The sequence below is a fragment of the Bradyrhizobium sp. DN3 genome (assembly GCF_041357655.1).
Taxonomy (GTDB): Bacteria; Pseudomonadota; Alphaproteobacteria; order Rhizobiales; family Xanthobacteraceae; genus Bradyrhizobium.
Genome location: NZ_JAULLN010000028.1, coordinates 38575 through 64238, shown reverse-complemented (window position 1 = coordinate 64238; position 25664 = coordinate 38575). Strand labels below are relative to the sequence as shown.

The following is a 25664-nucleotide window of genomic DNA, read 5'->3' as shown; positions in this document are numbered from 1 at the left end:
CGTCACATCCCGATCGAGGCGAAGAAGATGGCGAACACGCCGTCCATCACGATGACGAAGAAGATGCCCTTCACCACCGATGCCGTGGTGTGCTGTCCCAGCGATTCCGCGCTGCCTTGCACGGCGAGCCCTTCGACGCAGGCGACGATGCCGATCACGGCGGCCATCACCGGCGCCTTGACGATGCCGACGATGAAATGATCGATCGAGATGGCGTCGCGCAGCCGCAGCAGGAAGGCCTCCGGCTCGACGCCGCCATAAAGCCAGGCGACGAGCCCGCCGCCATAGAGCGCGGCCATTGCGCCGAGGAAAGCGAGGATCGGCAGCGCAATCACGAGCGCCATCATGCGCGGCAGCACCAGGACCTCGATCGGGTCGAACCCCATGGTGCGCAGCGCGTCGATCTCCTCGCGCATCTTCATTGAGCCGAGCTCGGCGGTGTAGGCGCTGCCCGAACGGCCCGCCACCATGATCGCGACCAAGAGCACGCCGATCTCGCGCAGCACCAGCACGCCGAGCATGTCGACGACGAAGATATCGGCGCCGAACCTGCGGAAATGAAAGATGCCCTGCTGCGCGATGATGCAGCCGATCAGGAAGGTGATGAGCACGATGATCGGCACCGCGCGCCAGCAGACCTGCTCCATGTGGTGCACGGTCGAGGTCAGGCGGAGCGAGCGCGGATGGATCAAGACGCGAAAGCCTGCCGCGAGCACCGCGCCGAGCATGTCGACGAGGCCCGCCACCGTGCCGGCAACACCGGCCACGGTCCGGCCGATCTGCTCCAGCATGCCGGTGATGGTGATCGGGCTGCTGTCGATCACGGGGGTCGCCCGCACCCGCCGCACCTCGTCGACGAGGCTGGAATAATTGGCGGAGAGCCCGGCGATCTGCGCCTCGACGGCGCCTTGCGTCAGGCTGCGGCGCAGCCGCTCGATCAGCCAGGCGCCGAAGGTGTCGAGCTTGGCGACCTCGGAGACGTCGATGAAGATGCTTTGGGGGCCGCCGGCGAGCTTCTCGGCGTCCGCCACCATCCGCTCCAGGACCGGCGCGAAGCTCGCGGTCCAGGTTCCGGTGGCGCAGAGTGCCAGCGCATTGCCCTTGGCAATCCGTTCCAGCTTCGGATCGCCACTCAAGATGTCCGCTCCCGTGCCGAGGCGCAGGAAACGGATAGAATCGGATGGTTGCGCACGCGCCCTTACCTAGAGAAGGTATCCCCAACTGCCCATTGTTAGTTGCTAGAGGTAACTAGCAGGTTCAGATTTCGCCAGAGTTCAAAATGACTTCCATGAAATTTGCCTCCCTGGCGGCGCGAATCGAGCGCTTCCCCATCGCCGGCAGCTTTACCATCAGCCGGGGGGCCAAGACCGAGGCCGTGACGGTCGTGGCGGAGGTCAGCCAGGGCGGCCTGACCGGCCGCGGCGAGTGCGTGCCCTATCCCCGCTATGGCGAGACGCCAGAGGCGACGCTGGCGGCCATCGAGGCCATGCAGGACGCGGTGGCCGGTGGGCTGACCCGGCAGGCCCTCCAGGCCGCCATGCCGCCCGGTGCTGCCCGTAATGCGCTGGATTGCGCCCTGATCGACCTGGAGGCCAAGGCGGCAGGCCGGCGGGCCTGGAACCTGCTGAGCCGCCCGACGCCCCGCGAATGCACCACGGCCTACACCATCTCGCTCGGCACCCCCGAGGCCATGGCCGCGGCGACCGCCAAGGCCGCGCACCGGCCGCTGCTCAAGATCAAGCTCGGCGGCGAAGGCGATGGGATGCGGATCGCGGCCGTGCGCAAGGCCGCCCCCAAGTCCGAGCTGATCGTCGACGCCAACGAGGCCTGGAGCGGGGCCAATCTGGAGCACAATCTTGCCACCTGCGCCGCCGCCGGCGTCACCCTCGTGGAGCAGCCGCTGCCATCAGGCAAGGACGAGGCGCTGGCCCGGATCAAGCGGCCGCTCGCGGTCTGCGCCGACGAGAGCGTGCATGACCGCTCGTCGCTCGCGCCGCTGCGCGCACGCTACGACGCCGTGAACATCAAGCTCGACAAAACCGGCGGCCTCACCGAGGCGCTGGCCATGGCCGATGCCGCGCAGGCGCTCGGCTTCGAGATCATGATCGGCTGCATGGTCGCGACCTCGCTGTCGATGGCACCTGCGATGCTGGTCACGCCGCAGGCGCGCTTCGTCGATCTCGACGGCCCGCTGCTGCTGGCGCGCGATCGCGATCACGGCCTGCGTTACGACGAAAGCCTGGTCTATCCGCCGGACGCCTCGCTGTGGGGATGAGGCTTGAGCCGGTGCCGCGCCGACCAGATCACGAGCGCACCGGCAGCGGCCATCGCGGCCATGACGTAGTACAGGCCGTCGCCGATATGGGCGTAGATCGCGCCTGACGCGATCGAGGTCGTTGCGCCCAATAGACCGTTGCACGCGGCGTAATAGCCCTGCCCCCGCGCGATCTGATGCGGCGGCACGCGCTGCACCAGGAGATTCATGGTGCCGACGATGGTCATGCCGAAGCTGAGACCGTGACCGAGCTGCACGATCGCGAGCAGCGCCAGCGGCGGCTCGTTGGCGGTGACGATCCAGCGCACCACCGCACTCGCTCCGCCGATCGCCATCATCGTGGACGGATGCAGCGAGAAGCGCGGCGACAGCGCGAACACGACGATCTCGGCGATCACGCCCAGCGTCCACAGCCCCGCGATCGTCAGCCCACTGATCCCATGGAGCTGCCAGTTGATGGCCGAGAAGGTGTAATAGGCGACGTGGCTGCCCTGGATCAGCGCCGCTGAGGCGATGATCGCCCAGAAGCCGACATCGCGCAGCAGCGCCTTGCCGGCATGCGTCTCGGTGGTCTTGCGCCTGACATCGTCGAGCGGCTGAAGCAGCAGACTGGCGAGAACCGCAACGGCGGCCCATGCGACGATGACCCAGATCAGGTCGCGCGGCGCGATGCTGTCGACGAGATAGCCGCAGGCGAGCGAGCCGGCGGCAAACGCCGCCGAGCCCCACAGCCGCAACGGCCCATAATCGAGCCCGTAACGCGCGACACCGCGCAGCGCATAGGCGTCGGTCAGTGGGGTCGTCGGCGTCCACATCACGCAGGTCAGCGCATAGATCAGGAGCAGCGCCAGCGGCTGCTGCTGCAAGCCGACCGCGGTAAAGCCGATCGCCGTCGCCAGCACCGACACCATCATGGCGGTGCGAATGGCCTGGCGCTTTTCGGCAAAGGCGGTCACTTGCGGCAGCGTGGTGAAGCGTGTGATCGCCGGCAGCGCGTTGATGAGCCCGATCCAGGCCGCGTCGATGCCGATCGCCTTCAGCCAAACCGGGAAGAACGGCAAATGCGTGCCCGAGACCGCGAACACAGCCGAATAGAACAGCGCAAGACTCACGGCGAATCGCCGCTTCTTCGCTGCCGCGATGGGGATTTGTGATTCGGACTGCATCAAACCAATTGCGATTCGGTCGATATCGTGGTGATCGTTACAGTAACGCGCGGTGATTTGCGCGACGAGATTGTCATGGCCAACGAAGCATTCGCCCTCTCGCCCATGTCTGCCCGCGCGGCCGAGCCGAACGAGCAGGATTACGACGCGATCCGCGAAGCCTTCATGGAGACCGCGCGCGGCCGCTGGTTCCTCGGCGAATACGCCAAGCGCAACCGCAACGCCGACACGCGCATGGTGCTCGATGCGGTCGCGAAGATCGAAGAAACCCTTGCGGCACAGCGACAACCCGTCGTCGAGGACCGCCTGCCCGAGGCGCTGATCGAGATCCGACGCGCCATCCGCGAGGCCGAGACGATCGCAATCGCGGCGTTCGATTCCGCGGCGATCGAGGCGAGCCTTGCGCCGATTCCGCGCGGGGTGCGCATCATCAAGGAGATCTCCTGGCGCTGGCGCGAGATCGGCGCCGACGGGCGAATCTGCGACCTCATTGATTCGCAGCTCGCCTCCATCGAGGCCGCCTGCGGACAGATCTCGACCATCGACCCCCGTGTCGAGCTCAAGGCGGCCTTCGATCTACTGAAGGATCGGGTCGAGCAGCTTGACGGCGGCGCAACGCCGCAGGCCGCGCCGGCTCCCAGGCAGGAGGCACCGTCATCCGCGGCAGAAGCGCCGCATTCGGAGGTCGCGCTTGGCGCGACGGCGAGCGAAGGCCCCGTGGCTTTTACGGAGACGTCGCAGGACATCGCCGCCGCTCCCGAGGTCGAAGCAGCTGGCGTCACTGATACTTCCGCCGTTGCCGAGCAGGCAATCGCGCCCGAGATCGTCGCCGAAAGCCAGGCAGCAGTTGAAGAAGCTGCACTTGAAAAAGCGGCGGATGAAGACGTCGCTTTTGAAGAGCCGGCCGCTGAGCCCGCCGCCCTCGCGGAGATGAGCGACGAGTTCTCGCTCGACGCCGCCGCGGAAGCCGAAGACGAAGCCATCCTTGAGGCCATCGCGCTGGAGATGGCCGCGCCCGATCCGGAGTTCGACGAGATCATCGAGCCGGTGGAGATGGAAGCGGTCGCTCCGGAGCCGACGGCTGCGGAGATCGCAGCTCCCGTTGCAGCGGAGCCGCCGGAGCCGATCGCGCCAGAGCCGGTCGTCGCAGCGGTCGCGGAAGAGCCCGCCGCGGACGCGCCGATCGCGATGGACTCGCTCGCGCGCCTCACCGACGCCATTGCGGAAGCCGCTGCCGAAGTGATGGAGCAGCCGGCCCCGACCATGGCGGCCACAGCAACATTCGCCGCGGCACCGAGCGCGACGCTGCCGATGCCCTCGCCCTTATCCACGTCCTTGCCCGAGCCCTCGCTCGGCGCCACCATCCTCGCCAGCGGCATCCTGCAAAAACCCCGCGCCGCCGCCAACGACCCGCTCGCGCCGATCCGCCGCATGACCCAGGCCGAGAAGATCGCGTTTTTCTCGTAAGAGAGCACGCTCTCGCCACACCGTCATTGCGAGCGCAACGAAGCAATCCAGAATCCCTCCGCGGAGACAGTCTGGATTGCTTCGTCGCAAGAGCTCCTCGCAATGACGGGCTAGCTGCGTCGCGTCCCCTCGTCACCCGCAATTCCAGATCGGCCCGATCGGCGTCCGCGTCCAGCATGGACCGAAACTGCCGCCATTGTAGCGGCCACCGCCGAAGCCGGGGCGGCCGAAATAGTGCCACTCGCCATCCCAGCGGTAATACTGAGGGACCGGGTCGATGTACCAGTGGCGCCGGTCGGCGCGCGACAAGCGACGCATCGCGTCCTTCTGCTTGTAGAGCGGAATGCTGTTGCTTAGCGGCTGGCGATAGCCCGGCAGGAAGCCGTAGCCGCGCCAGACCGGCTTGGGACGCTTCTGAACGGGCTCGGCGGGCGCGGCGGCGGGCAGCAGAGACAGGATGACAGCAACGAATAGACACACAATGCGCGACATGAATCGACAATAGTCGATCGATTGCGCGGAGGCCATCCTCCCAATCGATCCCCAACCATAGCAGGTTCCAAGCGTGATTCAGATCACGCAACTTACCATCGTGATAGGGATCACGGACGCCGGAATCGAACGCGGTCAGGCTTGCTCGCAACCAATCTCGCATCGAGATGAGTGGCAAAGGAGCACGCCATGTTCCGCCTAAAGCCTTTCCTGATGACTGCCGGCCTCCTGGGAAGCCTGTTCGGCTTCGCTTGCGGGCCCGTTTCCGCGCAAGTCGCCCCGGCCCAGCCGGCTCCCACCGCGCTGCAAGGCCCGGAGCAGCGGGTGGCGCTGGTGATCGGCAATGCGAACTACCAGAACGCGCCGCAACTTGCGAACCCCGACGATGACGCGCAATCGATGGCGCAGTTCCTAAACTCGGCCGGTTTCGAAGTGGTCGCCGCGACCGACCTCACCCAGAACGACATGCTGCGCGTGGTGCAGGACTTTTCCGCCAAGGTCGCTTCGCGCGGTCCGAACACGGTGGCGATGGTCTATTACGCTGGTCACGGCGTGCAGCTCGCCGGCGAGAATTATCTCGTACCCGTCGATGCGAAGGTGTCGAGCCCGACCGAGCTCGTCAACAACTCGGTGCGTCTGGTCGACGTGATGTCGACGCTGGAGACGATCCCGAGCCGCATGCGCATCGTCATCCTCGATGCCTGCCGCAACAACCCGTTCCCCCAAGTCAACGACGCCGGCCGCGGCCTAGCCATCGTCGATGCGCCGAACGGCTCGATCGTCGGCTACTCGACCGCGCCGGGCGCCGAAGCGCTCGACGGCACCAGCGGCCACAGCCCCTACACCCAGGCGTTCCTGAACGTCGCGCGCGAGCCCAACGTGCCGATCGAGCAGCTGTTCAAGCGCGTGCGCCTGCAGGTGAACCAGACCACCAGCGGTGCGCAGATTCCGTGGGAGAGCTCGTCGCTGACCTCGGACTTCACCTTCTTCGGCGACACCGCCGTTGCCGCCAATCGGCCGCCGGTAAAAGCGCCGGTGGTGCAGATGGCCTCCAACCTGCCGAGCCGCTCGACCCGCCAGGCCTATGACTACGTGGTGTCCGAGGGCCGGCCGGAATATTATCAGGAGTTCATCCAGATGTACCCGCACGACCCGCTGTGCGACCACATCCGCTGGCTGCTCAACAACCTCCTGCTCACGCAGGCCTGGCACAAGGCCGTGCTCACGAACTCGCCGCTCGGCTACAAGAGCTTCTATGACAGCTACGGCAACAGCCCCTATGCGCAAGTCGCGCTGAAACTGCAGGCGCAGCCGAAGCAGATCCCGTTGATGCAAGCGACCAAGTTCCTGGCGCCACAGAACATCGCCCCCACGCTGAAGATCGGCAATCTCGGCCAGCCCAAATACATGCCGCTGATGCAGCAGGGCAATGGCGGCGCGCAAGTGAACGGCAATCTGCCGGTCGTGCAGAAGCCGATCGACGGCAACGTCATCGGCAAGCTCGGCAATGGTGGCCAGATCATCAACCTGCCCTCAGGCAACAACCAGCCGAACGGCACGCCGTCGCAGACCCCGGGCAAGATCGTCACCCTGCCTGCGCCGACCAACGCGAGCAACAACACTGGTGGCACCGGCAAGATCGTGACGCTGCCCGTGACCAACACCAAGCCGAATGCCAGCAACGCCAACGGCAAGCCGGGCAAGATCGTGAGCATGCCGGTGAATGTCGGCAAGGGTGGCTCGACTATCGATGTGAAGCCCGTTCAGACCCAGAACCAGCCGATCCGCATCAACAACGGCAACACCGGTATCGTGAAGCTCAACAACAATCCGGTGAACAAGGTGCAGGTGCAGAACAACGTGCAGACCAACCGTCCGCAGCTCAACACGACGCCGAACCGCATGGTCAACAGCGGCAACAACTTCCGGCAGTCGATGAACCAGGCGCCGAGCACGGGCGGCGGCAACAATCGCCGGAACTTCATGCACTGATCGCCACGAGGAAGGTGCGCTCCCTCCCCCGCCTGCGGGGGAGGGTTGGGGAGAGGGTCTCTCCGCAACGGGACAATCCCCAAGAGGAAAAAGCCCTCACCCGGCACTGCGTGCCGACCTCTCCCGCAAGCGGGAGAGGTTGCACCGAGCAAGCGGAAAGTTCGAACCACAAGATCGACAAACACCCAGAAGGGGCAGAGCGGCAACGCTCTGCCCCTTTCTTCTCGTCATGACTGGATGAGGACGGGCACGGTGCCGGCCTTACCTCTCCCCGGCGGGGAGAGGTCGGATTGCGCCAGCAATCCGGGTGAGGGGCCGCAACGCTCGCTGAGACCGTAACCCCTCACCCGGATCGCATCTATCTATGCGATCCGACCTCTCCCTTCGGGAGAGGTGGACTGCGGCTCGCACCATTTCAACCAAACTCAAGCCACCAGCTCGGCGAACAACTCCGCATCGACATTACCGCCGGAGAGCACGATGACGACGTTCTTGCCGGCGACGTCGAGACGTCCCGCCAGCAGCGCGGCAAGGCCCACGGCGCCGCCCGGCTCCACCACGAGCTTCAGCTCGCGATAGGCGAACGCCACCGCGGCGCCCACCTCGGCGTCCGATGCGGTGACGCCGCGCGCCAGCAGCTTGCTGTTGATGGCAAAGGTCATCTCGCCGGGCATCAGGGCCATCAGCGCATCGCAGATGGTGCGGCCCGCCGGCGGATGCGGCTCACGATGGCCGGCGGTCAGCGAAATGCCGTGATCGTCGAACGCCTCGGGCTCGGCGACCACGATCTCGGCGAGCGGATAGCGCGCCTTCACCGCCGTTGCGACGCCCGCGATCAGGCCGCCGCCGGAGGCCGGCGCGACCACGATGTCGGGGGCAAGGCCGAGGCCCGCCATGTCCTCCGCGATCTCGCGGCCGGCGGTGCCCTGCCCCGCAATCACGAAGGGATCGTCGTACGGCTTGACCAGTGTCGCGCCGCGCTTCTCGGCGATGCCGCGCGAGATCGCCTCGCGGTCGTCGCGGTCGCGATCGTACAGCACGACCTCTGCGCCGTAGGATTTGGTGCGCTCGCGCTTGGACAGCGGCGCATCCGCCGGCATCACGATCGTCGCCTGCATGTCGAGGATTTTTGCCGCGGCCGCCACGCCCTGGGCGTGGTTGCCCGAGGAGAACGCGACGACGCCGCCGGCGCGCTTGTCCTGCGGAATCGAGAACACCTTGTTGAAGGCGCCGCGGAACTTGAAGGAGCCGGTGCGCTGGAGCATTTCCGGCTTCAGGAAGACCTTTGCGCCGACGCGCTCGTTGAGCACGGGAAAAGACAACAGCGGGGTGCGGATGGCGTAAGGCGCGATCACGCGCGCTGCGGCATCGATGTCGGCGGGGCCGACCGGGAGGAGCTGTTCGGTCATGGCCGACTTTATCGCGGCCGACGAGCCGCGGGCAAGACACCTCCCCGCGAGGATTTTCCCCGTCAGGCGACGAAGCGTGGCTGTTCCGCCCCGTTCCGGCCCGGCAGTACCGCGCCGACCGCCTCGATGCTAGCCACGAAAGCCCTGGCCGAAGCCTCCCAGGTGTAATTGGCGGCGAACGCGACGCAGTCCTGCCGGGAGATGTCGAGCGCGGCGAAACAGGCGCTGCGCAGATCGTGATCGAGAACGCCGACCGGCGCATTGCCGATCACGTCGCGGGGACCCTTCACGGGGAAGGCCGCCACCGGCAGGCCGCTCGCGAGCGCTTCCAGCAGGACCAGGCCGAACGTATCGGTCTTGCTCGGGAACACGAAGACGTCGGCCGCAGCATAGATTTCCGCCAGCGCCTCGCCATGCTTCTCGCCGAGGAAGATCGCATCGGGATAGGCCTGTTCGAGCGCGGCACGCGCCGGACCGTCGCCGACGATCACCTTGGTGCCGGGCAGATCGAGGTCGAGAAAGGCCTCGAGATTCTTCTCCACCGCGACCCGGCCGACCGACAGGAACACCGGCGCCGGCAGACAGAGGTCGATCGCGCGCGGGTGGAACAAATGGGTGTCGACGCCGCGCGGCCACAGCACGACATTGTCGAAGCCGCGCTCGCCGAGCTCGCGGGCGAGCGCGGGCGTTGCCGCCATCACGGCGCGGCTGGGCGCATGGAAGCGGCGCAGCGCGCGCCAGATCAGCGAGCCCGGCACCGGCACGCGGGCGCGGACATATTCGGGAAAGCGGGTGTGGAAGCTGGTCGTGAACGGCAGCCTGCGCTGCCGGCAATAACGGCGGACCATCAGGCCGATCGGCCCCTCCGTCGCAATGTGGATGCTGTCCGGGCGCGCCTCTTCGATCAGCCTTGCAATTCGCGCCGGACGCGGCATCGCGAGGCGCACATCGCGATAGCTCGGCATCGCAAAGGTGCGGAACGATTGCGGCGTCAGGAACGTAAACGCGATGCCGAGCCCCTCGGCGGCGTCAGCGAGTTTGGCCAGCGTCCGAACCACACCGTTGACTTGCGGGTGCCAGGCGTCGGTCGCGACCAGGATGCGCATCAGGCAGCTCTCATCAGGCAGCTCTTGCCGCGACCTGCGGGACTTGTGCGGGCTTCTGCAAATGATCCGCCCAGGTGATGATCTCGAAATGGCCGTCGTCGTGCTCGACGAGGGCCGTGCAGCTCTCGACCCAGTCGCCGCAATTCATGTAGCGGATGCCGGCCTCGTCGCGGATCACGGCATAGTGGATGTGGCCGCAGATCACGCCGTCGGCCTCATGGCGCCGCGCTTCGGCGGCGAGCGCCTGCTCGAACGCGCCGATATAGTTGACGGCGTTCTTGACCTTCTGCTTGGCCCATTGCGACAGCGACCAATAGGGCACGCCGAACAGGCGGCGGAAGAAATTGACCAAGCGATTCATCTGGATCGCGAAGTCGTAGGCCTTGTCTCCGAGATGGGCGAGCCAGCGCGCATTCTGCACCACGAGGTCGAAGATGTCGCCGTGGATGACGAGATAGCGCTTGCCGTCGACGCCGGTATGGACGGTGTTCTCGACCACGTCGATGCCGCCGAAATGCGTGCCGTAATAGTTGCGCAGGAACTCGTCGTGATTGCCGGGAATGTAGATGATCTTGGCGCCCTTGCGCGCCTTGCGCAGCAGCTTCTGGACCAGGTCGTTGTGCGATTGCGGCCAGTGCCAGCTCGATTTCAGCGCCCAGCCGTCGACGATGTCGCCGACGAGATAGATGGTGTCGGCATCGTGGTAGCGCAGGAAGTCGAGCAGAAGGTCGGCTTGAGAACCGCGGGCTCCGAGATGAACGTCGGAGATGAACAACGTGCGAAAGCGCCGCTCCGGGCTCTCGTCACTCACATCGTAGCTTCCCATGCGCCAGCCTGTAACAATGTCCCGTGACAGGGGGATGACCGATTGAACCTTCGAGGCACCTTCAAATACGAATCACGCCTTGCCTCGCCCTGCCCGCGAATATCAGTCGCATGCGACAATCAGGCGACATCGCGCCGCAACGGTCTCCGCAAGACCAGATTCCCGCTGGAACCCACGAGGCAAGTGCGCTCCCTCTCCCGCTTGCGGGAGAGGGTTGGGGTGAGGCTGCCTCCTCAAGCGATGACCCCCGAGTGGAGAGAGCCCTCACCCGCGCCTTTCGGCGCGACCTCTCCCGCAAGCGGGAGAGGTTGAGCGAGCCCGCGTCAGTAAAACTTGTGGAAATGATGGATCGGTCCGTGGCCATGCCCGACGCTGAAGCGGTCAGCGGCCGCGATCGCGGCGCTGATCCAGGCCTTGGCATTGCGCACCGCTTGCTCGAGCTCCTCGCCCCTGGCGAGCCCCGCCGCGACCGCCGATGACAGCGAGCAGCCGGTACCATGGGTGTTCTTGGTGGCGAGGCGCGGCGCGGCGAGCGCGATGGTGCTGTCGGCATCGATCAGATAGTCGATGCTCTCCGCGCCCGCGCCGTGCCCGCCCTTGACCAGGACTGCGCGGCAGCCGAGCGCCAGCAGGCGGCGCCCCTGGCTTTCGATCTCGGCCTCGCTTTCCGCCACGGGCTCCTCGAGCAGCGCAGCGGCCTCGGGCAGGTTCGGCGTGATCACCGAGGCGAGCGGTATCAGTCTCGTGCGCAACGCTTCGACGGCCTCGGAGGCCAGCAGCCGGTCGCCTGACGTTGCCACCATCACGGGATCGAGCACCACGTGGCGCGGCGCCCAGCGCGACAGCGCGGCCGCGATCGCCTCGATGCTGGCGGCCTGGGCCACCATGCCGATCTTCACCGCGCCGACATCGAGATCGGAAAACACCGCATCGATCTGTGCGGTGACGAACTCCGCCGGCACCGCGTGAATGCCGGTGACGCCGCGCGTGTTCTGCGCCGTCAGTGCCGTGATGGCGGAGGCGCCATAGACGCCGAGAGCGGCAAAAGTCTTCAGGTCCGCCTGGATGCCGGCGCCGCCGCTCGAATCGGAGCCGGCGATGGTGAGCGCGACCGGGGTCGTCATCGCGGGATGCATTTGCTTGAGGACACCGCCATGGCCTGTCGTAGCGCGACCGTGGAACAGCAGCAAGCGCCACGGCCCGCCGCCATGATTCGTGGCGGCCCGTCGCGCCCGCAACCGGCGCGGCATCGCCCCCGCAATCGTGCCGGCCTGAAAAATCGAGCATCGCCATAGCCTTGATAACCTGCCCTTGGCGTCCGCACCGATGAGTGAGACGTTAGGTGGTGGAATCGTCCAGCGACACCATTCGCGCGAGCCGCCCCCGGCTCGCACGTTTTCCCGGGGTGGAATTATGTGGGCCTATTTTGAACGTCTCCTCGACTCCTCGATGCTGTCGCCGCACGGCATCTGCCTGTTGTGGGAACCCGAACTGATCTGGCTCCATGTCGTTTCCGACGCCTGCATCGCCGCCGCTTATTTTTCGATCCCGTTCGCGCTCGCGATCCTCGTCACCAAGCGGCGCGACCTCAAATTCGGTTGGGTCTACTGGGCGTTCGCGATCTTCATCATGGCGTGCGGCCTGACCCATGTGCTGTCGATCTACACGCTTTGGGTCCCGATCTATGGCATCGAGGGCCTCGTCAAGGCGACCACAGCGGTCGCGTCCGTGGTGACCGCCGCTGCGCTCTGGCCGCTGCTGCCGAAGATCCTGACGATTCCTTCTCCGTTCGAGCTTCGGCAGGTCCAGGCCGCGCTCGAGGAGGAGGAAATCAAGAGCCGGGACGCGACGCTCCTGCTCAAGCAGGTCGGGGAAGCCCAGCGCGCGATGCGCGACAGCATGGCGCGCCTCACCGCAATCGTCGAGACCGCGGTCGACGGGGTCATCCTGTTCGATGCGCAGGATCGAATCCTGCTGTTCAATCCGGCCTGCGAGCGCTTGTTCGGCTACCGGGCCGACGAGGTGATGGGCCGGCACATCGGCATGCTGATGCCCGAGGCAGCTGCTGCGTCCGACAGCCGCACGGGGCATTTCGCGACCGGCGGCGAGGCCATCGGCCTGCGCAAGGATGAATCGACCTTTCCGATGGACCTGTCGGTGGGCCAGGCGCGGCAGGACGGCGAATTGATCTTCGTCGGCATCATCCACGATCTGACCACGCGCAAGCTGACCGAGCAGCAGCTCCAGCAGGCGCAGAAGATGGAGACGGTCGGCCAGCTCTCCGGCGGCATCGCGCACGATTTCAACAATCTCTTGACCGTCATCATCGGCAACGCCGAGCACCTCAGCGAGCAGCTCAAGGCGAGGCCCGACCTCAAGCGGTTTGCCGACGACATCTGCCAATCGGGCGAACGCGGCGCCGAGCTGACGCAGCGCCTGCTCGCGTTCAGCCGCCGCCAATTGCTCCAGCCTCAGATGATCGATTGCCGCGGCCTGCTCGATTCCATGTTCAAGCTGCTCAAGCGCACCTTGCGCGAAAATGTCGAGATCAGGACGAGCTCCGGGCCCGGCACGATCATGGCCTTTGCAGATCGCACCCAGCTCGAATCCGCCGTGCTGAACCTTGCGCTCAACGCACAGGATGCCATGCCATCCGGAGGACATCTGACGCTGAGCACGGAGCTGGTTGCGATCGACGACGACTATCGTGTCCTTCACCCGGAAGTCGCATCCGGCACTTACGCGTTGATCTCGGTCACCGACGACGGCGAAGGCATGACGCCTGATGTCACCGCGCGCGCCTTCGAGCCGTTCTTCACCACCAAGGAGGTCGGCAAGGCCTCCGGCCTCGGTCTCAGCATGGTCTATGGCTTTGCCAAGCAATCCAATGGCCATGTCTCGATCTACAGCGAGGCGGGTCTTGGGACGACGGTCCGGATCTACCTGCCGCGCGCCGACGCAGGGCAAACACAGGCCGACCTTGCGGACGGCGAGGACACGGCGCCCAGAGGATACGAGACCATCCTGATCGCCGAGGACGATCCGTTCGTCCGCTCCTCCGCGATTCGCAGGGTGGAAGCTCTCGGATACCGCGTCGTCGCCGCCGTCAATGGCAAGGAGGCCCTGCAGCAGCTGCGCACCGATCCCAGCATCGACATGTTGTTCACCGACATCGTGATGCCGGGCGGCATGAGCGGCTGGGAGCTTGCTGATCAGGCGCGGCGGATTCGCCCGGGCCTGCCGGTCCTGTTCACCTCGGGCTACGCGCTGGAGACCCTGGTGGAGCAGGGCCGCGCGCATGCCCAGGCGATCGTGCTGACCAAGCCCTATCGCAAGGTCGAGCTCGCGCAGCGGCTCAGGGATGCATTCGCCGCGGCGGCCGTCGCCTCCTGAGCGCCTGATAGCCATCTGGCGGCCGGCAAGTTCGCTTGCTAAATGCGGCCGGTTTTGGCCTATTAGCCGGCCAGATGTGCTTTCGGAGTGACCGCGATGGTTCCCTTTTTCGTCCAGATCAAATGCAAGCTCGGCCAGTCCTATGTGGTCGCCAATGCGCTCGCCGAAGCCGAGATCGCCTCCGAGATCTACTCCACGGCCGGTCAATACGACCTCCTGGTGAAGTTCTACGTCGACAAGGACACCGACATCGGCCACTTCGTCAACGAGAAGGTGCAGGTGCTGCCGGGCATCCAGGACACCCTCACCATCATCACGTTCAAGGCGTTCGGCACGAGCTAGCGCCGCGTCTTTATGTGAGATGAGTTCGGTAAAATCGATGCGAGCCAAGAGGTCAGCTCTCCCGAAGGGAGAGGTCGGATCGCATCGATAGATGCGATCCGGGTGAGGGGTTACAGTCTCACTGAACGCCGCAGCCCCGGACATCCGATCGAGCTACACTAGCTGCCCTGCTTGCGCTTGGGCGGCGTCGGCCCGTCCACAGGCGGCAGCGATTTGACGTAGTCCGCCATCGCCGCGAGATCGGCGTCCGGCAATTGCGAGGTGTTCTTGATGACGCGCGTCATCGCGCCGCCGGCGCTGTCGCCGTCGGGCAATTCGCCGGTCTTGAGGAAATAGGCGATGTCCTTCGCGCTCCAGTCACCGAGGCGCTTCTGGGTGATGTTGGGGACCCACCCCTCGCCTTCCGGATTGGGCCCGCCGGCAAACCGCTCGCCGGAAATGATGCCGCCAAGCGCGTTGCGCGGGGTGTGGCATTCGGCGCAATGGCCGAAACTGTTCACGAGATAGGCGCCACGATTGAATTCCGGCGACTTCGCGGCGTCGGCGACGAAGGGCTTGTCGTCCAGAAACAAGAACTTCCAGATGCCGATGTTGCGCCGGATGTCGAAGGGAAAGCCGACGTCGTGGTCACGCACTTTGCCTGCAACGGCCGGCAGCGTTTTCAGATACGCAAAGAGATCGAGCACGTCCTCGCGCCTGGCGTGCTGATAGGAGGTGTAGGGAAACGCCGGAAAGTAATGCTGCCCGGACGGCGAGACCCCGTGCATCACCGCATTGACGAAATCGGCATCCGTCCATTTGCCGATGCCGTCGGCCGGATCGGGCGAGATGTTCGGCGCGTAGAACGTTCCGAACGGCGACTTGATCGCGACGCCGCCACCGAGCCTGAGACGATCGGGCTGATTGGGAACGGCATGGCAGGACGCGCAGCCGCCGACGTTGAACATCACCTCGCCATTGGCAAGATCAGGCGCATGGGGCGGCGGCGTGGTGCTCGCAGCCGCCACCACCGGCGCGCTGAGCCACCAATAGATGCCCGTAGCGGCGATCGCGACGAGCAGCGCCACGAAAATTGTTCGTTGCAACATGCTGATCCATTCATTCGTTGCGGCGAACCTATGACCGATCTCCGTGCGGCTCCAACCACAAAGAATTTAGCCCGCCCTGGCCGGAAACGGGAATAAACTGAAATGCCGACTGTTGAAAGTTAGCCAGCCCGAACGGGTTTTGCAGGGAGAATGTCATGAACAAGACCGTCATCGCCATGTGCGCGCTCGGTGCCGTCGCTTTTGCAGGCCCGGCCTGCGCCGAAAAGCTGAAAGCCACGCTCGACGGCAAGTCCGAGGTACCCGCAACGACAACCAGCGGCACCGGAACGGCCGATTTGAACTACGATGCCGCCAGCAAGAAACTGTCCTGGACCGTCAACTATTCCGGGCTCTCTGGCCCTGCCACCGCGGCTCATTTCCATGGCCCGGCCGAGGCGGGCAAGAACGCCGGCGTTGCGGTCGCGATCCCGAACGCGGCGGCGAGCCCGGTCAAGGGCGAAGCGACGCTCACCGACGCGCAGGCCGCCGATCTGCTCGGCGGCAAGTACTACATCAACATCCACACGGCGGCGAACCCGGGTGGCGAGATCCGCGGCCAAGTGACGAAGTAAGCGCAAACGCTGTTTCGCTGCGGAAGGGCCGGACGCAGGAGGGGCGTCCGGCCTTTTCGATTCTCGCCACGCTCAAGCCGCGTTCAGCGCCTGCGCGAGGTCGGCGATCAGGTCCGACGGATTTTCGATTCCGATCGACAGCCGGATCGTGGAATCGAGGACACCGATTTTCCGGCGGATGTCGGCGGGAACGCCGGAATGGGTCATCGTCGCCGGCAGGCTGGCCAGCGATTCCGTTCCGCCGAGACTCACGGCGAGCTTGAAGATCTGGAGCGCGTTGAGGAATTTGACGGCCGCTTCCTTGCCGCCGACGATATCGAACGAGAACGTGGAGCCGGCCCCTGAGCACTGCTCCGCGAACACCCGTCCGGCTGGCGATGCGTCCTCGTGATGACCGAGATAGTGGACTTTCGCCACCTTGGGGTGATCGCGCAAATAGTCCGCGACGAGGCGCGCATTCACATCGGCCTTTTCCATGCGCAGGCTCAGCGTCTCGAGCGACCGGTTGATCATCCAGCAGGAATGCGGATCGAGCTGGGTGCCGATGGCGCCGCGCAGCGCCTTGATCCCCTTCATGAGCGCCTTCGAGCCGAGCGCGGCGCCCGCGATCAGGTCGGAATGACCGCCGACATATTTCGTGAGCGAGTACAAGGAAATATCTGCGCCGTGCTCGATCGGCCGCTGAAACACCGGTCCGAGCAGCGTATTGTCGCAGGCGATGATCGGCGTGTGTCCCTGAGCCTTTCCGATGACTTCGGCGACACGGCGCATCATCGCAATGTCGACCAGCCCATTGGTCGGGTTGGCGGGAGTTTCGATCAGGATCATCGACACCCGACCCTTGCCCATGGCCTCCTCCGCAGCCTGCTTGACTGCCGCCTCGTCGATGCCGTCGGCAAAGCCGACCGCGCCGATCGACAGACGCGCAAGCGTGTTCGTCAGCAGCGTTTCCGTCCCGCCATAGAGCGGCTGGGAGTGCAGAATGACGTCGCCGGGGCGCACGAAAGCCAGGATCGTGGTTGCGATGGCCGCCATGCCGGACGAGAACAGAGCGCAGCTCTCGGTGCGCTCATAGATCGAGAGCCGGTCCTCGACGATCTCGCTGTTGGGGTGATTGAAGCGCGAATAGACCAGGCCTGCGCCCATCCCCTCCGGCGGCTCGCGCCGGCCGGCGACGTAGTCGAAGAAGTCCTGGCCGTCGTCGGCCGTCTTGAACACGAAGGTCGAGGTCAGGAACACCGGCGGCTTGATGGCGCCTTCCGACAGTTGCGGGTCATAGCCATAGGTCAGCATCAAGGTTTCCGGATGCAGCATATGGTTGCCGATGTGGGTCTTCGACGGGAATGGTTTTGCCATGGCCTATCTCGCTGTTGCTTCAGTTCCTCGCCGGGCGTTGGAACTCCTGCTATCATGAGGCAGTCAGGCGCGAGATGCGCCAGCATCCAACAGCTCACATCAATGCCGCGGCGGCTGAAGCAAACATAACCGCTCTCACGGCGATCCGTCAGGCCTTGCGGAGGTAATTTCCTGTCGCGCTGCGCTGCGACTCGCGGCCCATGGTCGCGCAAAAAAGGGCGGCTGCTTTCGCAACCGCCGTTTCGTGAGTCCTAGTAGCCCGGATGGAGCGCAGCGCAATCCGGGACGGACTATCATTCTTGGATAGATCTCCCGGATTTCGCTTCACTCCATCCGGGCTACGGACTTGGCCCTGTTATTTCAACTTCACCCGATACGTCTCGTGGCAATCGGTGCAGCGATCGTTGATCGCGGTATAGGCCGCTTTCAGGCTCGCGACATTGGTGATCTTGCCTTTGACGTCGGCGATCGCCTTCTGCACCGGAGGGATTTTGGAGTCGAAATCGGCCTTGTTCTGCCAGACCTTTTGCGAGGCGCCATAGGTCGCGTTCACCACGTCCTGCTTGGGATTGACCTCGAAGGTCTTCGCGATCTTGGCGACATCGGCTTCCATGCTGGCGATGGCCCGATCGACCGCTTTCTGGTCATAGGGGATGTCGCCCTTGGTCATCTTCTGGATGATTCCATACTGGTTCTTGGCGATCGAGCGCATCAGATTGTCCTGCTGAACGGCGATCTCCTGCTGCGCCGTCACGGCGCCCACACCCAGCAGCAGGGTACCCGCGACAATCATCGTTCGTCTCATCGGCTTGTGTCTCCGAGGCGGTTGGGGGAATTCGGCCATCATGAATAGAACCCCGCGCAGGGCGTTTATTCCCGCGCGGGAGGATCCGGGCTAGAGACTGTGACGGCGGTGATGCTCGTTGATCGCGATCCACACCCGCTCGGGCGTTGCCGGCATGTCGATGTGGTCGATCTTGTATTCGCGCCAGAGCGCATCGACGATGGCGTTGACGACGGCCGGACAGGAGCCGATCGCGCCGGCCTCGCCCGCCCCCTTCACGCCCAGCGGATTGGTCTTGCAGGGGATGTTGTTGGTCTCGAACACGAAGGCCGGCCCGTCCGCCGCGCGCGGCAGCGCGTAGTCCATGTAGGTCGCGGTGATGAGCTGGCCGTCGCTCGCGCCATAGACCACCTGCTCCATCAAGGCCTGGCCGATGCCCTGCATGGCGCCGCCATGCACCTGCCCCGCCAGCAGCAGCGGGTTGAGCGTCTTGCCGAAATCGTCGACGATCACATAGTTGACGATCTTGATGATGCCCGTGGCCGGATCGAGCTCGACCTCCGCCAGATGCGTGCCGTTGGGATAGGTGCCGTCGGCGCTGGCGAAGGTGGCGCTGCCGTTCAGCTTCGACGGATCGGCGCCGGGCCGTTTGGCGAGGTCGGCGAAGGAGATCGAGCGGTCGGTGCCGGCGATCCGGATCACGCCGTCGGTAATCTCGAGGTCCCCCGCGCTCGCTTCCAGCGCCTGCGCTGCGAACTCCTTCAGCTTCTTGCCGAGATCGCCCGCAGCACGCTCCACGCAGACGCCGCCGGTGGGAATCGAGGCCGAACCGCCGGTGCCGAGGCCCGTCGCAATCTCATCGGTGTCGCCCTGGTGGATATGCACACGCTCCGGCGGCAGGCCGAACTGTTCGGCGACGATCTGCGCATAGGCCGTCTGATGACCCTGTCCGCTCGATTGCGTGCCGATCAGGACGGTGACGTCGCCATTGGGATCGAGGCGGACATTGGCCGTCTCCTCACCCATCACGCCACAGATCTCGACATAGCTCGCAAGGCCGATGCCGCGGATCAACCCCTGCTTCTTAGCCGCCTTGGCACGCTTGCCAAACTCCTTCCATTCCGCGATCTCCATCGCGCGCTTCAGATGCGCGGCGAAGTCGCCGGAATCGTAGACCTTGCCGGTCGCCGTCTTGTAAGGCAGCGCCTTCGGCGGGATGAAATTCTTGCGGCGGATGGCGTCCGGCGTCATCTCGAGTTTGCGCGCGCAGGCGTCGACGAGGCGTTCGATGACGTAGGCTGCCTCGGGCCGCCCCGCACCGCGATAGGCATCGACCGGAACGCTGTGGGTGAAGATGGTGCGCACCCGGCAATGGAAGGCCTGGATGTCGTAGAGGCCCGGCAGCATGCCGGCGCCGCCGTGCGGGATGTAAGGCCCGAAGGTCGACAGATACGCGCCCATGTCGCCCATCAGGTCGCAATCCATCGCGAGGAACTTGCCGTCCTCGGCCAGCGCCATCTTGGCGGTGGTGACGTTGTCGCGGCCCTGCGCGTCGCCCATGAAATGCTCGGAGCGATCGGCCGCCCATTTCACGGCCTTCTTCAGCTGTCGCGCCGCGACCGCCATCAGGGCGTATTCCCGATAGGGAAACAGCTTTGTGCCGAAACCGCCGCCGACGTCGGGGCAGATCACCCGCATCTTGTCGGTGGGGATATTGAGCACGTTCTGGCAGAGGATGTCGCGCAGGCGATGACTGCCCTGGCTGCCGACGGTCAGCGTCAGATGGTCGCGCTTGGCGTCGTATTCGCAGACGGCCGCGCGCGTCTCCATGAAGCTCGCGACCACGCGCGGATTGACGATGGAGATTTCGGCGACCGCATGCGCCTTGGCAAAGGCGGCTTCGGTCGCTTGCTTGTCGCCGATCGAGACGTCGAACAGCACGTTACCCGGCTTGTCCGGCCAGACCTGCGGGGCCCCGGGCTTCACGGCGTTGACGACGCCGGTCACCGCCGGCAGCGGGCTCCATTTGACATCGATCGCCTCGATCGCGTCACGCGCCTGATCGATGGTCTCGGCGACGACGAAGGCGACGGCATCGCCGACATGGCGCACCTCATCCTTGGCGAGGATCGGGTATGGCGGGCCGGTGAAGGGATCGGTCTCGAGATTGAACAGGCACGGCAGATTGCCGAGATCCTTGACGTCATCGGCAGTCAGGATCAGCGCAACGCCGGGCAAGCCGCGGGCACGGCTCACATCGATGGTGTATTTGGCATGCGCGTGCGGCGAGCGCAGCATCAAGCAGCGGAGCGCGGCCTGCGGCGTGTAATCGTCGGTATAGCGGCCCTTGCCGCGGATGAGTGCGTCATCCTCCTTGCGCAGCACGCTTTGGCCAACGCCGAACTTGATGGGAGCCGCCATTTTATCTTCCCGTTCTCATGGTTGTTTTGGCGGCATATTGCCGTGGAAAAACTTGCAAGGCAAACGGGTTTAGGCATGCAGCGTCCGCGAAAGTTGTTCGCTGCCCTCGCCTGTCGGAGCGGGATGGGCACGAAAGGTCGCAGCTCGGTCATTTCCCTGTGAAGATCGATGCGGTTATTGGCATGATTAGTTGCCGAACTAACCCGCAGCGCACTCCCATGAACAAGCGGCCGTGCCGACCGCCGCTTGCTCGCAAAGCGCATGTCCACGTCTGATGCCTATCAGTCACATCACACCACGGCTCCATAGATGCATCGCCCTATCTCTAAGCGCATCGATGGCTCGTTGAGATGTGATGTAGTCGATCTCGCTACGCGTCAAGCCGATGTCCATCAGCTCCCTGTCACTGAGCTCCTGCAAAGTGACCCGTAAGCCCTGGCGCTGGCGCCGCCGCTGAAACGCTCGCCAACACTGCTTGAGCAGGCCTAAGACGCTTTGCGCCGAACTGGCCGCTGGTCCAGCAGTATCCTTTTCCAGTGCAACGGGAAGGTCGAGACGGAGCGCCGCGGCATCGCGCTCGGTCTCGGATGTGATGATCGTCTGATGGGGTGGCATCGGATGCTCCTGCTGTTGAGCCGGCAGGAGCGTGGCCAAAGAAAAGGCCCCGTCCGATGCCGGCGGGGCCTGGTGGAAAAGATGTCGTCGTCGAAATCCTAGCGCGCGACTCCTCCCACGGCCCAGCCGAAGCGGGTCATGTGCATGAAGTTGACGGTGCGCACGGATTTGATCATGAGGCGCTCGTACCACAACAATCGCGTAAAATCAAGGGATGTGCCGATGTCGGTTGCATCCTAAAAGCGAGCCCTCGCGCCGGCGCAGTCGTCTCTGGAAATTCGGTCAGCGGCACCGCGAAGAAGAGCACCAGCAGCAGATTGGTTTTGCTTCCCCGGCGCACACCGAGATGCAGTGCTTTGGCGAATGTCATGGCGCCCTAACGCTCTTCCGAGTATTTCGGCGTCTTGCCACTTATTGGAGGACTTGCCACGCGGGTTTCGTTCGGCAAGACTGCTCGCATTTCAAGTACTTGTTTTGAAGGGGTGTCCTCATGCCCGAAACATTGGAAAGTCTATTGTGGTGTGCCGCACTGGCGACGTGGCTGATGCTTTTCTTCGGAATCACTGCCGAGCGCTTGAAGCCTCTGTCAAAATTCCTCAGCCATCTGCTCGAGGTTACGTTCAGGCTGAGGGCGAAGTGACGCAATAGTGGGCTTAAGGCAGTGGCCTTAAGGCGCGGCTTGGCCGCTGCCAAACTGGCAAGGCTGCGCGTCGCCTTGATGACGCAGGGCGAACGAACCAAAGCGCGCACATCGTGCGGACGCACTCTCTCAGCTCTGCGAGGGAGCGCGATGCTTTGCGCCTCCAGGCAGTTCAGGAAAATTATGGCTATTGACGCTGAGAAACGAACAACGCTGCTAGCCTGCCAGCCTCCGATCGAGGGAGAACCGTCCCCCTCCGGTGACCAAGATCAACAGAGCGCCTCCCAATATCGAGATGTTCTTCAAGAAATTATTGTACTGTCCAATCTGTTGCGGACCGGCGGGATATTCCCAGTAACGATGTGCGATTGCAGTAGCCGCGACGACAAATAGCAAAACCAAAATTGCGCAGTAGCGCGTACCAATGCCGAGTATCAAACCAGCCGATATCAGTATTTCCAGCAGGACGGTTACTGTCGTGAACAGCTGGGGCATTGGAAGGTTCAGCGACCGAAAATAGCCCACTGAGCCGCTGAAATTCGTAAGTGCTCCGTACGCGCTTCCAACGAAGACCCATGCAAGCAGGACGCGGCCGATCAGGATCAGCAGGTCGGCATTGCTGGTGGCGAACTTGTCAATTTGAGATGTGGGCCAGGGAGGGCGGAATGTCATGGTCACTGCCTCATCGCTTTGTTGCCTGAGGACGGCACCTGAATATGCCAGAGATCGTATCATGATCGGCGAACCGCATGAAAGGCCCCGGCGGGGGCATCGCACGGCGCGGTGACGGCGGGGTAACGGCTAGCCTCGCACCAGCGAGATCAGCCAGTTGCGGCCGAACAGGGTGAGGATCGCGAGCGCGTAGACGATCGTGCCCCCGATGGCCAAGAGGGCCAGCGTCACTTCGTCCCGGAAGGCTTGCATGGAGGCCAAAATGCCCGCGCTGAAGTGCGCAGTCAGCCAGAAGGTGGCGGCCAGGATCAATCCGGTCAGCAGGAATTTGGCGAGCGACATCAGCCAGCCGCGGTCCGGCACGAGAAAGCCTCGCCGCACTGCGAAGAAGAGCACCAGCAAGAGGTTGGTCCAGACACCAACGGCTGTTGCGAGCGCGAGGCCGATCTGGGCGAGCGATCCCATTAACGCGACTTTCAGGGCGACGTTGACCGCGATGCCGGTCAGCGACGCCCGGACCGGCGTTGCCGTATCCTTGCGCGCATAGAAAGTCGCGACCGCACTGCGGATCAGTACGAAGGGGATCAGGCCGATGGCATAGGCGGCGAGCGTTGCACCTGCCGCGGCCGCATCGGCCTTCGAGAACGCGCCGCGGGCGAACAGCGCGCGCATGATCGCCTCGGGCACGGTGATGAAGGCCGCGACGAACGGCACCGAGAACAGCAGCGTGAAATCGAAGGCACGGCGTTGCGCCTTCATCGCACCGTCGTGGTCGTTGGCGGTGATGCGCCGCGACATTTCCGGCAACAGCACCGTGCCGATGGCGATGCCGATCACGCCGATAGGGAGCTGGTTGAGGCGATCGGCGTAATAGAGCGCCGACAGCGCGCCGGCAGGCAGGAAGGTCGCAATGATGGTATCGGCGAACAGCGCGACCTGTGTCCCCATCGAGCCCAGCGTCGCAGGCCCTAACGCCTTGAAGAAGCCGCGGACGTCTTCATCGAGCCTCAAGGGCGCAAAGCGCGGCAGGCCGCCATGACGCGCCAGATCGCCGGCGAGCAGGAAATATTGCAGGAAGCCGGAGATCAGCACGCCCCAGGCCGCAGCGTGGCCCGCGGTTGGAAACCAGGCGGCCAGCGCCAGCGTCATCATCATCCCGACGTTGAGGAAGATCGACGCGGCCGCGGCACTGGCGAAGCGCTGCATCACGTTGAGCATGCCGCCGTAGAGCGTCACCAGCGTGATCAGCAGCAGATAAGGAAAGGTGATTCGCGTGAGCTCGATCGCGAGCTTGCGTTGCTCGGCGTCCTCGGAAAAGCCTGGCGCCAAAATGCTCATGGCCTGCGGCATGAACAGCCAGGCAACGATCAGCAGCACGACTTGCGAGGCCAATAGCAGCGTGAAGATGCGATCGGCGAACAGGCTTGCCGCTCCCTCCCCCTTCTCGCCATGGACATGCGCATAGGCCGGCACCCAGGCCGCGTTGAAGGCGCCCTCGGCGAAGATCGCCCGGAAATGGTTGGGCAGCCGCAGCGCCACGAAGAAGGCGTCGGCCACCGGGCCGGCGCCGAGAATCGCCGCGAGCATGATGTCGCGGGCAAATCCCGTCACCCGCGAGAGCAGCGTATAACCGCCAACCGTGAAGATGCGTCCGAGCATGCGAACTGTTCTAGAGGCTTATCGGACGGAGGTCGATTGCATCTTGCGATGCACATTGCTGTGCCCTCTCCCCTTGTGGGAGAGGGCAGCGCCGCGAGTAGACACGAACTCATTGGGGTGAGGGGTCTCTCTCCGCGTTTTCCGTACGGAGAGAGACCCCTCACCCGTCTCGCCGCTATCGCGGCGAGCCACCCTCTCCCACAAGGGGAGAGGGGGAGAATCGCGAGATCAGCTTGAAAGCGCGCCGCGCACGGCGGCGATGACCCGCTCCTGGTCGGCTTCGGTCAGGTAGGCGTGCATCGGCAGGCTGATGACGTCCTGCGACAGGCTTTCACATCCCGGCAGGCCGCCGTCTGCGACCGGGTAGTGCTTGTAGGCGGTCTGCTGATGCATCGACTTGCCGTAATAGATCGCGGTCGGCACGCCCTGGGCCTTCAGCGCGGCGGCAAAGCCGTCGCGGTCGGTACCCTTGGGCAAGCGGATCGTGTACTGCGCCCAGACCGATGTGTTGCCGGGCGACAGACGCGGCACGGTGACGACGTTGGACAGGCCACGCGCGTAGCGTTCCGCAACCTTGTTGCGGGCGGCGATCTCGTCGTCAAAGATCTTCAGCTTCTCGATCAGGATTGCGGCCTGCATGGTGTCGAGCCGGCCGGTCAGGCCGAGGCGGACGTTGTCGTATTTGTCGACGCCCTGCCCGTGCACGCGGATGCTGCGCAGCGTGGCCGCGAGTTCGTCATCGTCGGTGAAGATCGCACCGCCGTCGCCGAAGCAGCCGAGCGGTTTGGCGGGAAAGAAGCTGGTCGCGGTGGCGTGCCCGAGCGTGCCGAGCTTGCGGCCCTTGTAACTCGCACCAAAGCCCTGCGCGGCGTCGTCGAGCACGAACAGGCCTTCGGCCTTGGCGATCTCGGCAATAGTGTCGTGATCGGCGGGCTGGCCGAACAGGTCGACCGGAATGACCGCGACCGGCTTGAGCCCGGCCTTGCGGGCGGCCGCGATGCCGCGCTTCAGCGACTCCGGGCTCATGTTGAAGGTGGTCTCATCCACGTCGACATAGACCGGTGTCGCGCCGGTCCGGGCCACTGGCGAGGCGGTCGCGATGAAGGTGAAGGAGGGACACAGCACGGCATCGCCGGGTCCGACATTCTTCGCCATCATCACCATCAGGATCGCGTCGGTGCCGCTGGCGCAGCCGATGACGTGCTTGGCACCGCTGTAGGCCGCAAGCTGCTTCTCCAGCTCGAAGACCTCAGGTCCGTTGACGAACTGGCAATGGTCGAGAACCCGTTTCACGGCCGCATCGAGCGAGGCGCCGAGCCGGCGGCGCTGCGCGCCGACATCGATGAAGGGAATGGGATCGGAACGCAGATGCTGGTTCATGGCGCCTTG

At 64.6% G+C, this 25664-nt stretch carries 22 protein-coding genes; 6 read left to right on the top strand and 16 right to left on the bottom strand.

Going from position 1 to position 25664, the window contains the following annotated elements:
* Positions 1 to 2 precede the first annotated feature (2 nt).
* Positions 3 to 1136, bottom strand: a complete 1134-nt coding sequence (locus AAE027_RS32050) for an MlaE family ABC transporter permease (RefSeq protein ID WP_370989900.1) — start codon at positions 1134 to 1136, stop codon at positions 3 to 5.
* Between the two features lie 143 nt (positions 1137 to 1279).
* On the opposite strand from AAE027_RS32050, the gene dgcA reads away from it, so the two are divergent.
* A complete protein-coding gene (dgcA, locus tag AAE027_RS32045) occupies positions 1280 to 2275 on the top strand; it encodes an N-acetyl-D-Glu racemase DgcA (protein ID WP_370989899.1) in 996 nt (331 codons plus the stop codon).
* On the opposite strand, the gene AAE027_RS32040 is transcribed toward dgcA, so the two are convergent.
* On the bottom strand, positions 2245 to 3441 hold the full coding sequence (locus AAE027_RS32040) for an MFS transporter (RefSeq protein WP_370989898.1): 1197 nt from the start codon (positions 3439 to 3441) through the stop codon (positions 2245 to 2247). The genes dgcA and AAE027_RS32040 overlap by 31 nt on opposite strands.
* Positions 3442 to 3516: 75 nt before the next feature.
* On the opposite strand from AAE027_RS32040, the gene AAE027_RS32035 reads away from it, so the two are divergent.
* The gene (locus AAE027_RS32035; protein ID WP_370989897.1) at positions 3517 to 4908 is read left to right on the top strand and encodes a hypothetical protein; all 1392 of its coding nucleotides are present in this window, start codon (positions 3517 to 3519) and stop codon (positions 4906 to 4908) included.
* A 132-nt stretch (positions 4909 to 5040) separates the two neighbouring features.
* Here AAE027_RS32035 and AAE027_RS32030 read toward each other — a convergent pair whose 3' ends face one another.
* A complete protein-coding gene (locus AAE027_RS32030; RefSeq protein WP_370989928.1) occupies positions 5041 to 5400 on the bottom strand; it encodes a hypothetical protein in 360 nt (119 codons plus the stop codon).
* Positions 5401 to 5589: 189 nt separating this feature from the next.
* Between AAE027_RS32030 and AAE027_RS32025 the strand changes: the two genes are divergently transcribed.
* A complete protein-coding gene (locus AAE027_RS32025) occupies positions 5590 to 7392 on the top strand; it encodes a caspase family protein (protein ID WP_370989896.1) in 1803 nt (600 codons plus the stop codon).
* Positions 7393 to 7817: 425 nt separating this feature from the next.
* On the opposite strand, the gene AAE027_RS32020 is transcribed toward AAE027_RS32025, so the two are convergent.
* The 4 genes from AAE027_RS32020 to thiD form a co-directional block, all read right to left on the bottom strand.
* Positions 7818 to 8801 carry a threonine/serine dehydratase family protein gene (locus AAE027_RS32020; protein ID WP_128944935.1) on the bottom strand — a complete coding sequence of 328 codons (984 nt, stop codon included), beginning with the start codon at positions 8799 to 8801 and terminating at the stop codon, positions 7818 to 7820.
* Positions 8802 to 8863: 62 nt separating this feature from the next.
* Positions 8864 to 9907: a glycosyltransferase family 4 protein gene (locus AAE027_RS32015; RefSeq protein WP_370989895.1), complete on the bottom strand. Its 1044-nt coding sequence runs from the start codon at positions 9905 to 9907 to the stop codon at positions 8864 to 8866.
* A gap of 13 nt (positions 9908 to 9920) precedes the next feature.
* Entirely contained in the window at positions 9921 to 10733 is an 813-nt protein-coding gene (locus AAE027_RS32010) for a UDP-2,3-diacylglucosamine diphosphatase (RefSeq protein ID WP_091891998.1), read from the bottom strand.
* A gap of 323 nt (positions 10734 to 11056) precedes the next feature.
* Complete coding sequence (gene thiD / locus AAE027_RS32005; RefSeq protein WP_370989894.1) at positions 11057 to 11857, bottom strand: bifunctional hydroxymethylpyrimidine kinase/phosphomethylpyrimidine kinase; 801 nt, start codon at positions 11855 to 11857, stop codon at positions 11057 to 11059.
* A 289-nt stretch (positions 11858 to 12146) separates the two neighbouring features.
* Here thiD and AAE027_RS32000 point away from each other — a divergent pair, with 289 nt between their 5' ends.
* Both AAE027_RS32000 and AAE027_RS31995 read left to right on the top strand, forming a co-directional pair.
* Positions 12147 to 14126 (top strand): PAS domain S-box protein, encoded by a 1980-nt coding sequence (locus AAE027_RS32000; protein ID WP_370989893.1) that lies wholly within the window; start codon positions 12147 to 12149, stop codon positions 14124 to 14126.
* Positions 14127 to 14222: 96 nt separating this feature from the next.
* Positions 14223 to 14468, top strand: a complete 246-nt coding sequence (locus AAE027_RS31995) for an Lrp/AsnC ligand binding domain-containing protein (RefSeq protein ID WP_091891994.1) — start codon at positions 14223 to 14225, stop codon at positions 14466 to 14468.
* A 158-nt stretch (positions 14469 to 14626) separates the two neighbouring features.
* Here the strand turns inward: AAE027_RS31995 and AAE027_RS31990 are convergent, their stop codons facing one another.
* Positions 14627 to 15556 carry a c-type cytochrome gene (locus AAE027_RS31990; RefSeq protein WP_370989892.1) on the bottom strand — a complete coding sequence of 310 codons (930 nt, stop codon included), beginning with the start codon at positions 15554 to 15556 and terminating at the stop codon, positions 14627 to 14629.
* 155 nt (positions 15557 to 15711) lie between these two features.
* On the opposite strand from AAE027_RS31990, the gene AAE027_RS31985 reads away from it, so the two are divergent.
* On the top strand, positions 15712 to 16128 hold the full coding sequence (locus AAE027_RS31985; protein ID WP_370989891.1) for a CHRD domain-containing protein: 417 nt from the start codon (positions 15712 to 15714) through the stop codon (positions 16126 to 16128).
* A gap of 72 nt (positions 16129 to 16200) precedes the next feature.
* Here AAE027_RS31985 and AAE027_RS31980 read toward each other — a convergent pair whose 3' ends face one another.
* The 8 genes from AAE027_RS31980 to AAE027_RS31945 form a co-directional block, all read right to left on the bottom strand.
* Positions 16201 to 17484: a cystathionine gamma-synthase family protein gene (locus AAE027_RS31980; protein ID WP_128932760.1), complete on the bottom strand. Its 1284-nt coding sequence runs from the start codon at positions 17482 to 17484 to the stop codon at positions 16201 to 16203.
* Positions 17485 to 17839: 355 nt separating this feature from the next.
* Complete coding sequence (locus tag AAE027_RS31975) at positions 17840 to 18289, bottom strand: cytochrome c (protein WP_370989890.1); 450 nt, start codon at positions 18287 to 18289, stop codon at positions 17840 to 17842.
* 90 nt (positions 18290 to 18379) lie between these two features.
* Complete coding sequence (locus AAE027_RS31970; protein ID WP_370989889.1) at positions 18380 to 20689, bottom strand: xanthine dehydrogenase family protein molybdopterin-binding subunit; 2310 nt, start codon at positions 20687 to 20689, stop codon at positions 18380 to 18382.
* A gap of 285 nt (positions 20690 to 20974) precedes the next feature.
* Positions 20975 to 21304, bottom strand: a complete 330-nt coding sequence (locus AAE027_RS31965; protein ID WP_370989888.1) for a DUF1127 domain-containing protein — start codon at positions 21302 to 21304, stop codon at positions 20975 to 20977.
* Between the two features lie 172 nt (positions 21305 to 21476).
* Complete coding sequence (locus tag AAE027_RS31960; RefSeq protein ID WP_370989887.1) at positions 21477 to 21674, bottom strand: hypothetical protein; 198 nt, start codon at positions 21672 to 21674, stop codon at positions 21477 to 21479.
* Between the two features lie 486 nt (positions 21675 to 22160).
* Entirely contained in the window at positions 22161 to 22679 is a 519-nt protein-coding gene (locus AAE027_RS31955) for a DoxX family protein (RefSeq protein WP_370989885.1), read from the bottom strand.
* 66 nt (positions 22680 to 22745) lie between these two features.
* Entirely contained in the window at positions 22746 to 24275 is a 1530-nt protein-coding gene (gene murJ / locus AAE027_RS31950; RefSeq protein ID WP_370989883.1) for a murein biosynthesis integral membrane protein MurJ, read from the bottom strand.
* Positions 24276 to 24503: 228 nt separating this feature from the next.
* A complete protein-coding gene (locus AAE027_RS31945) occupies positions 24504 to 25655 on the bottom strand; it encodes a DegT/DnrJ/EryC1/StrS family aminotransferase (protein WP_370989882.1) in 1152 nt (383 codons plus the stop codon).
* Positions 25656 to 25664: the final 9 nt, after the last annotated feature.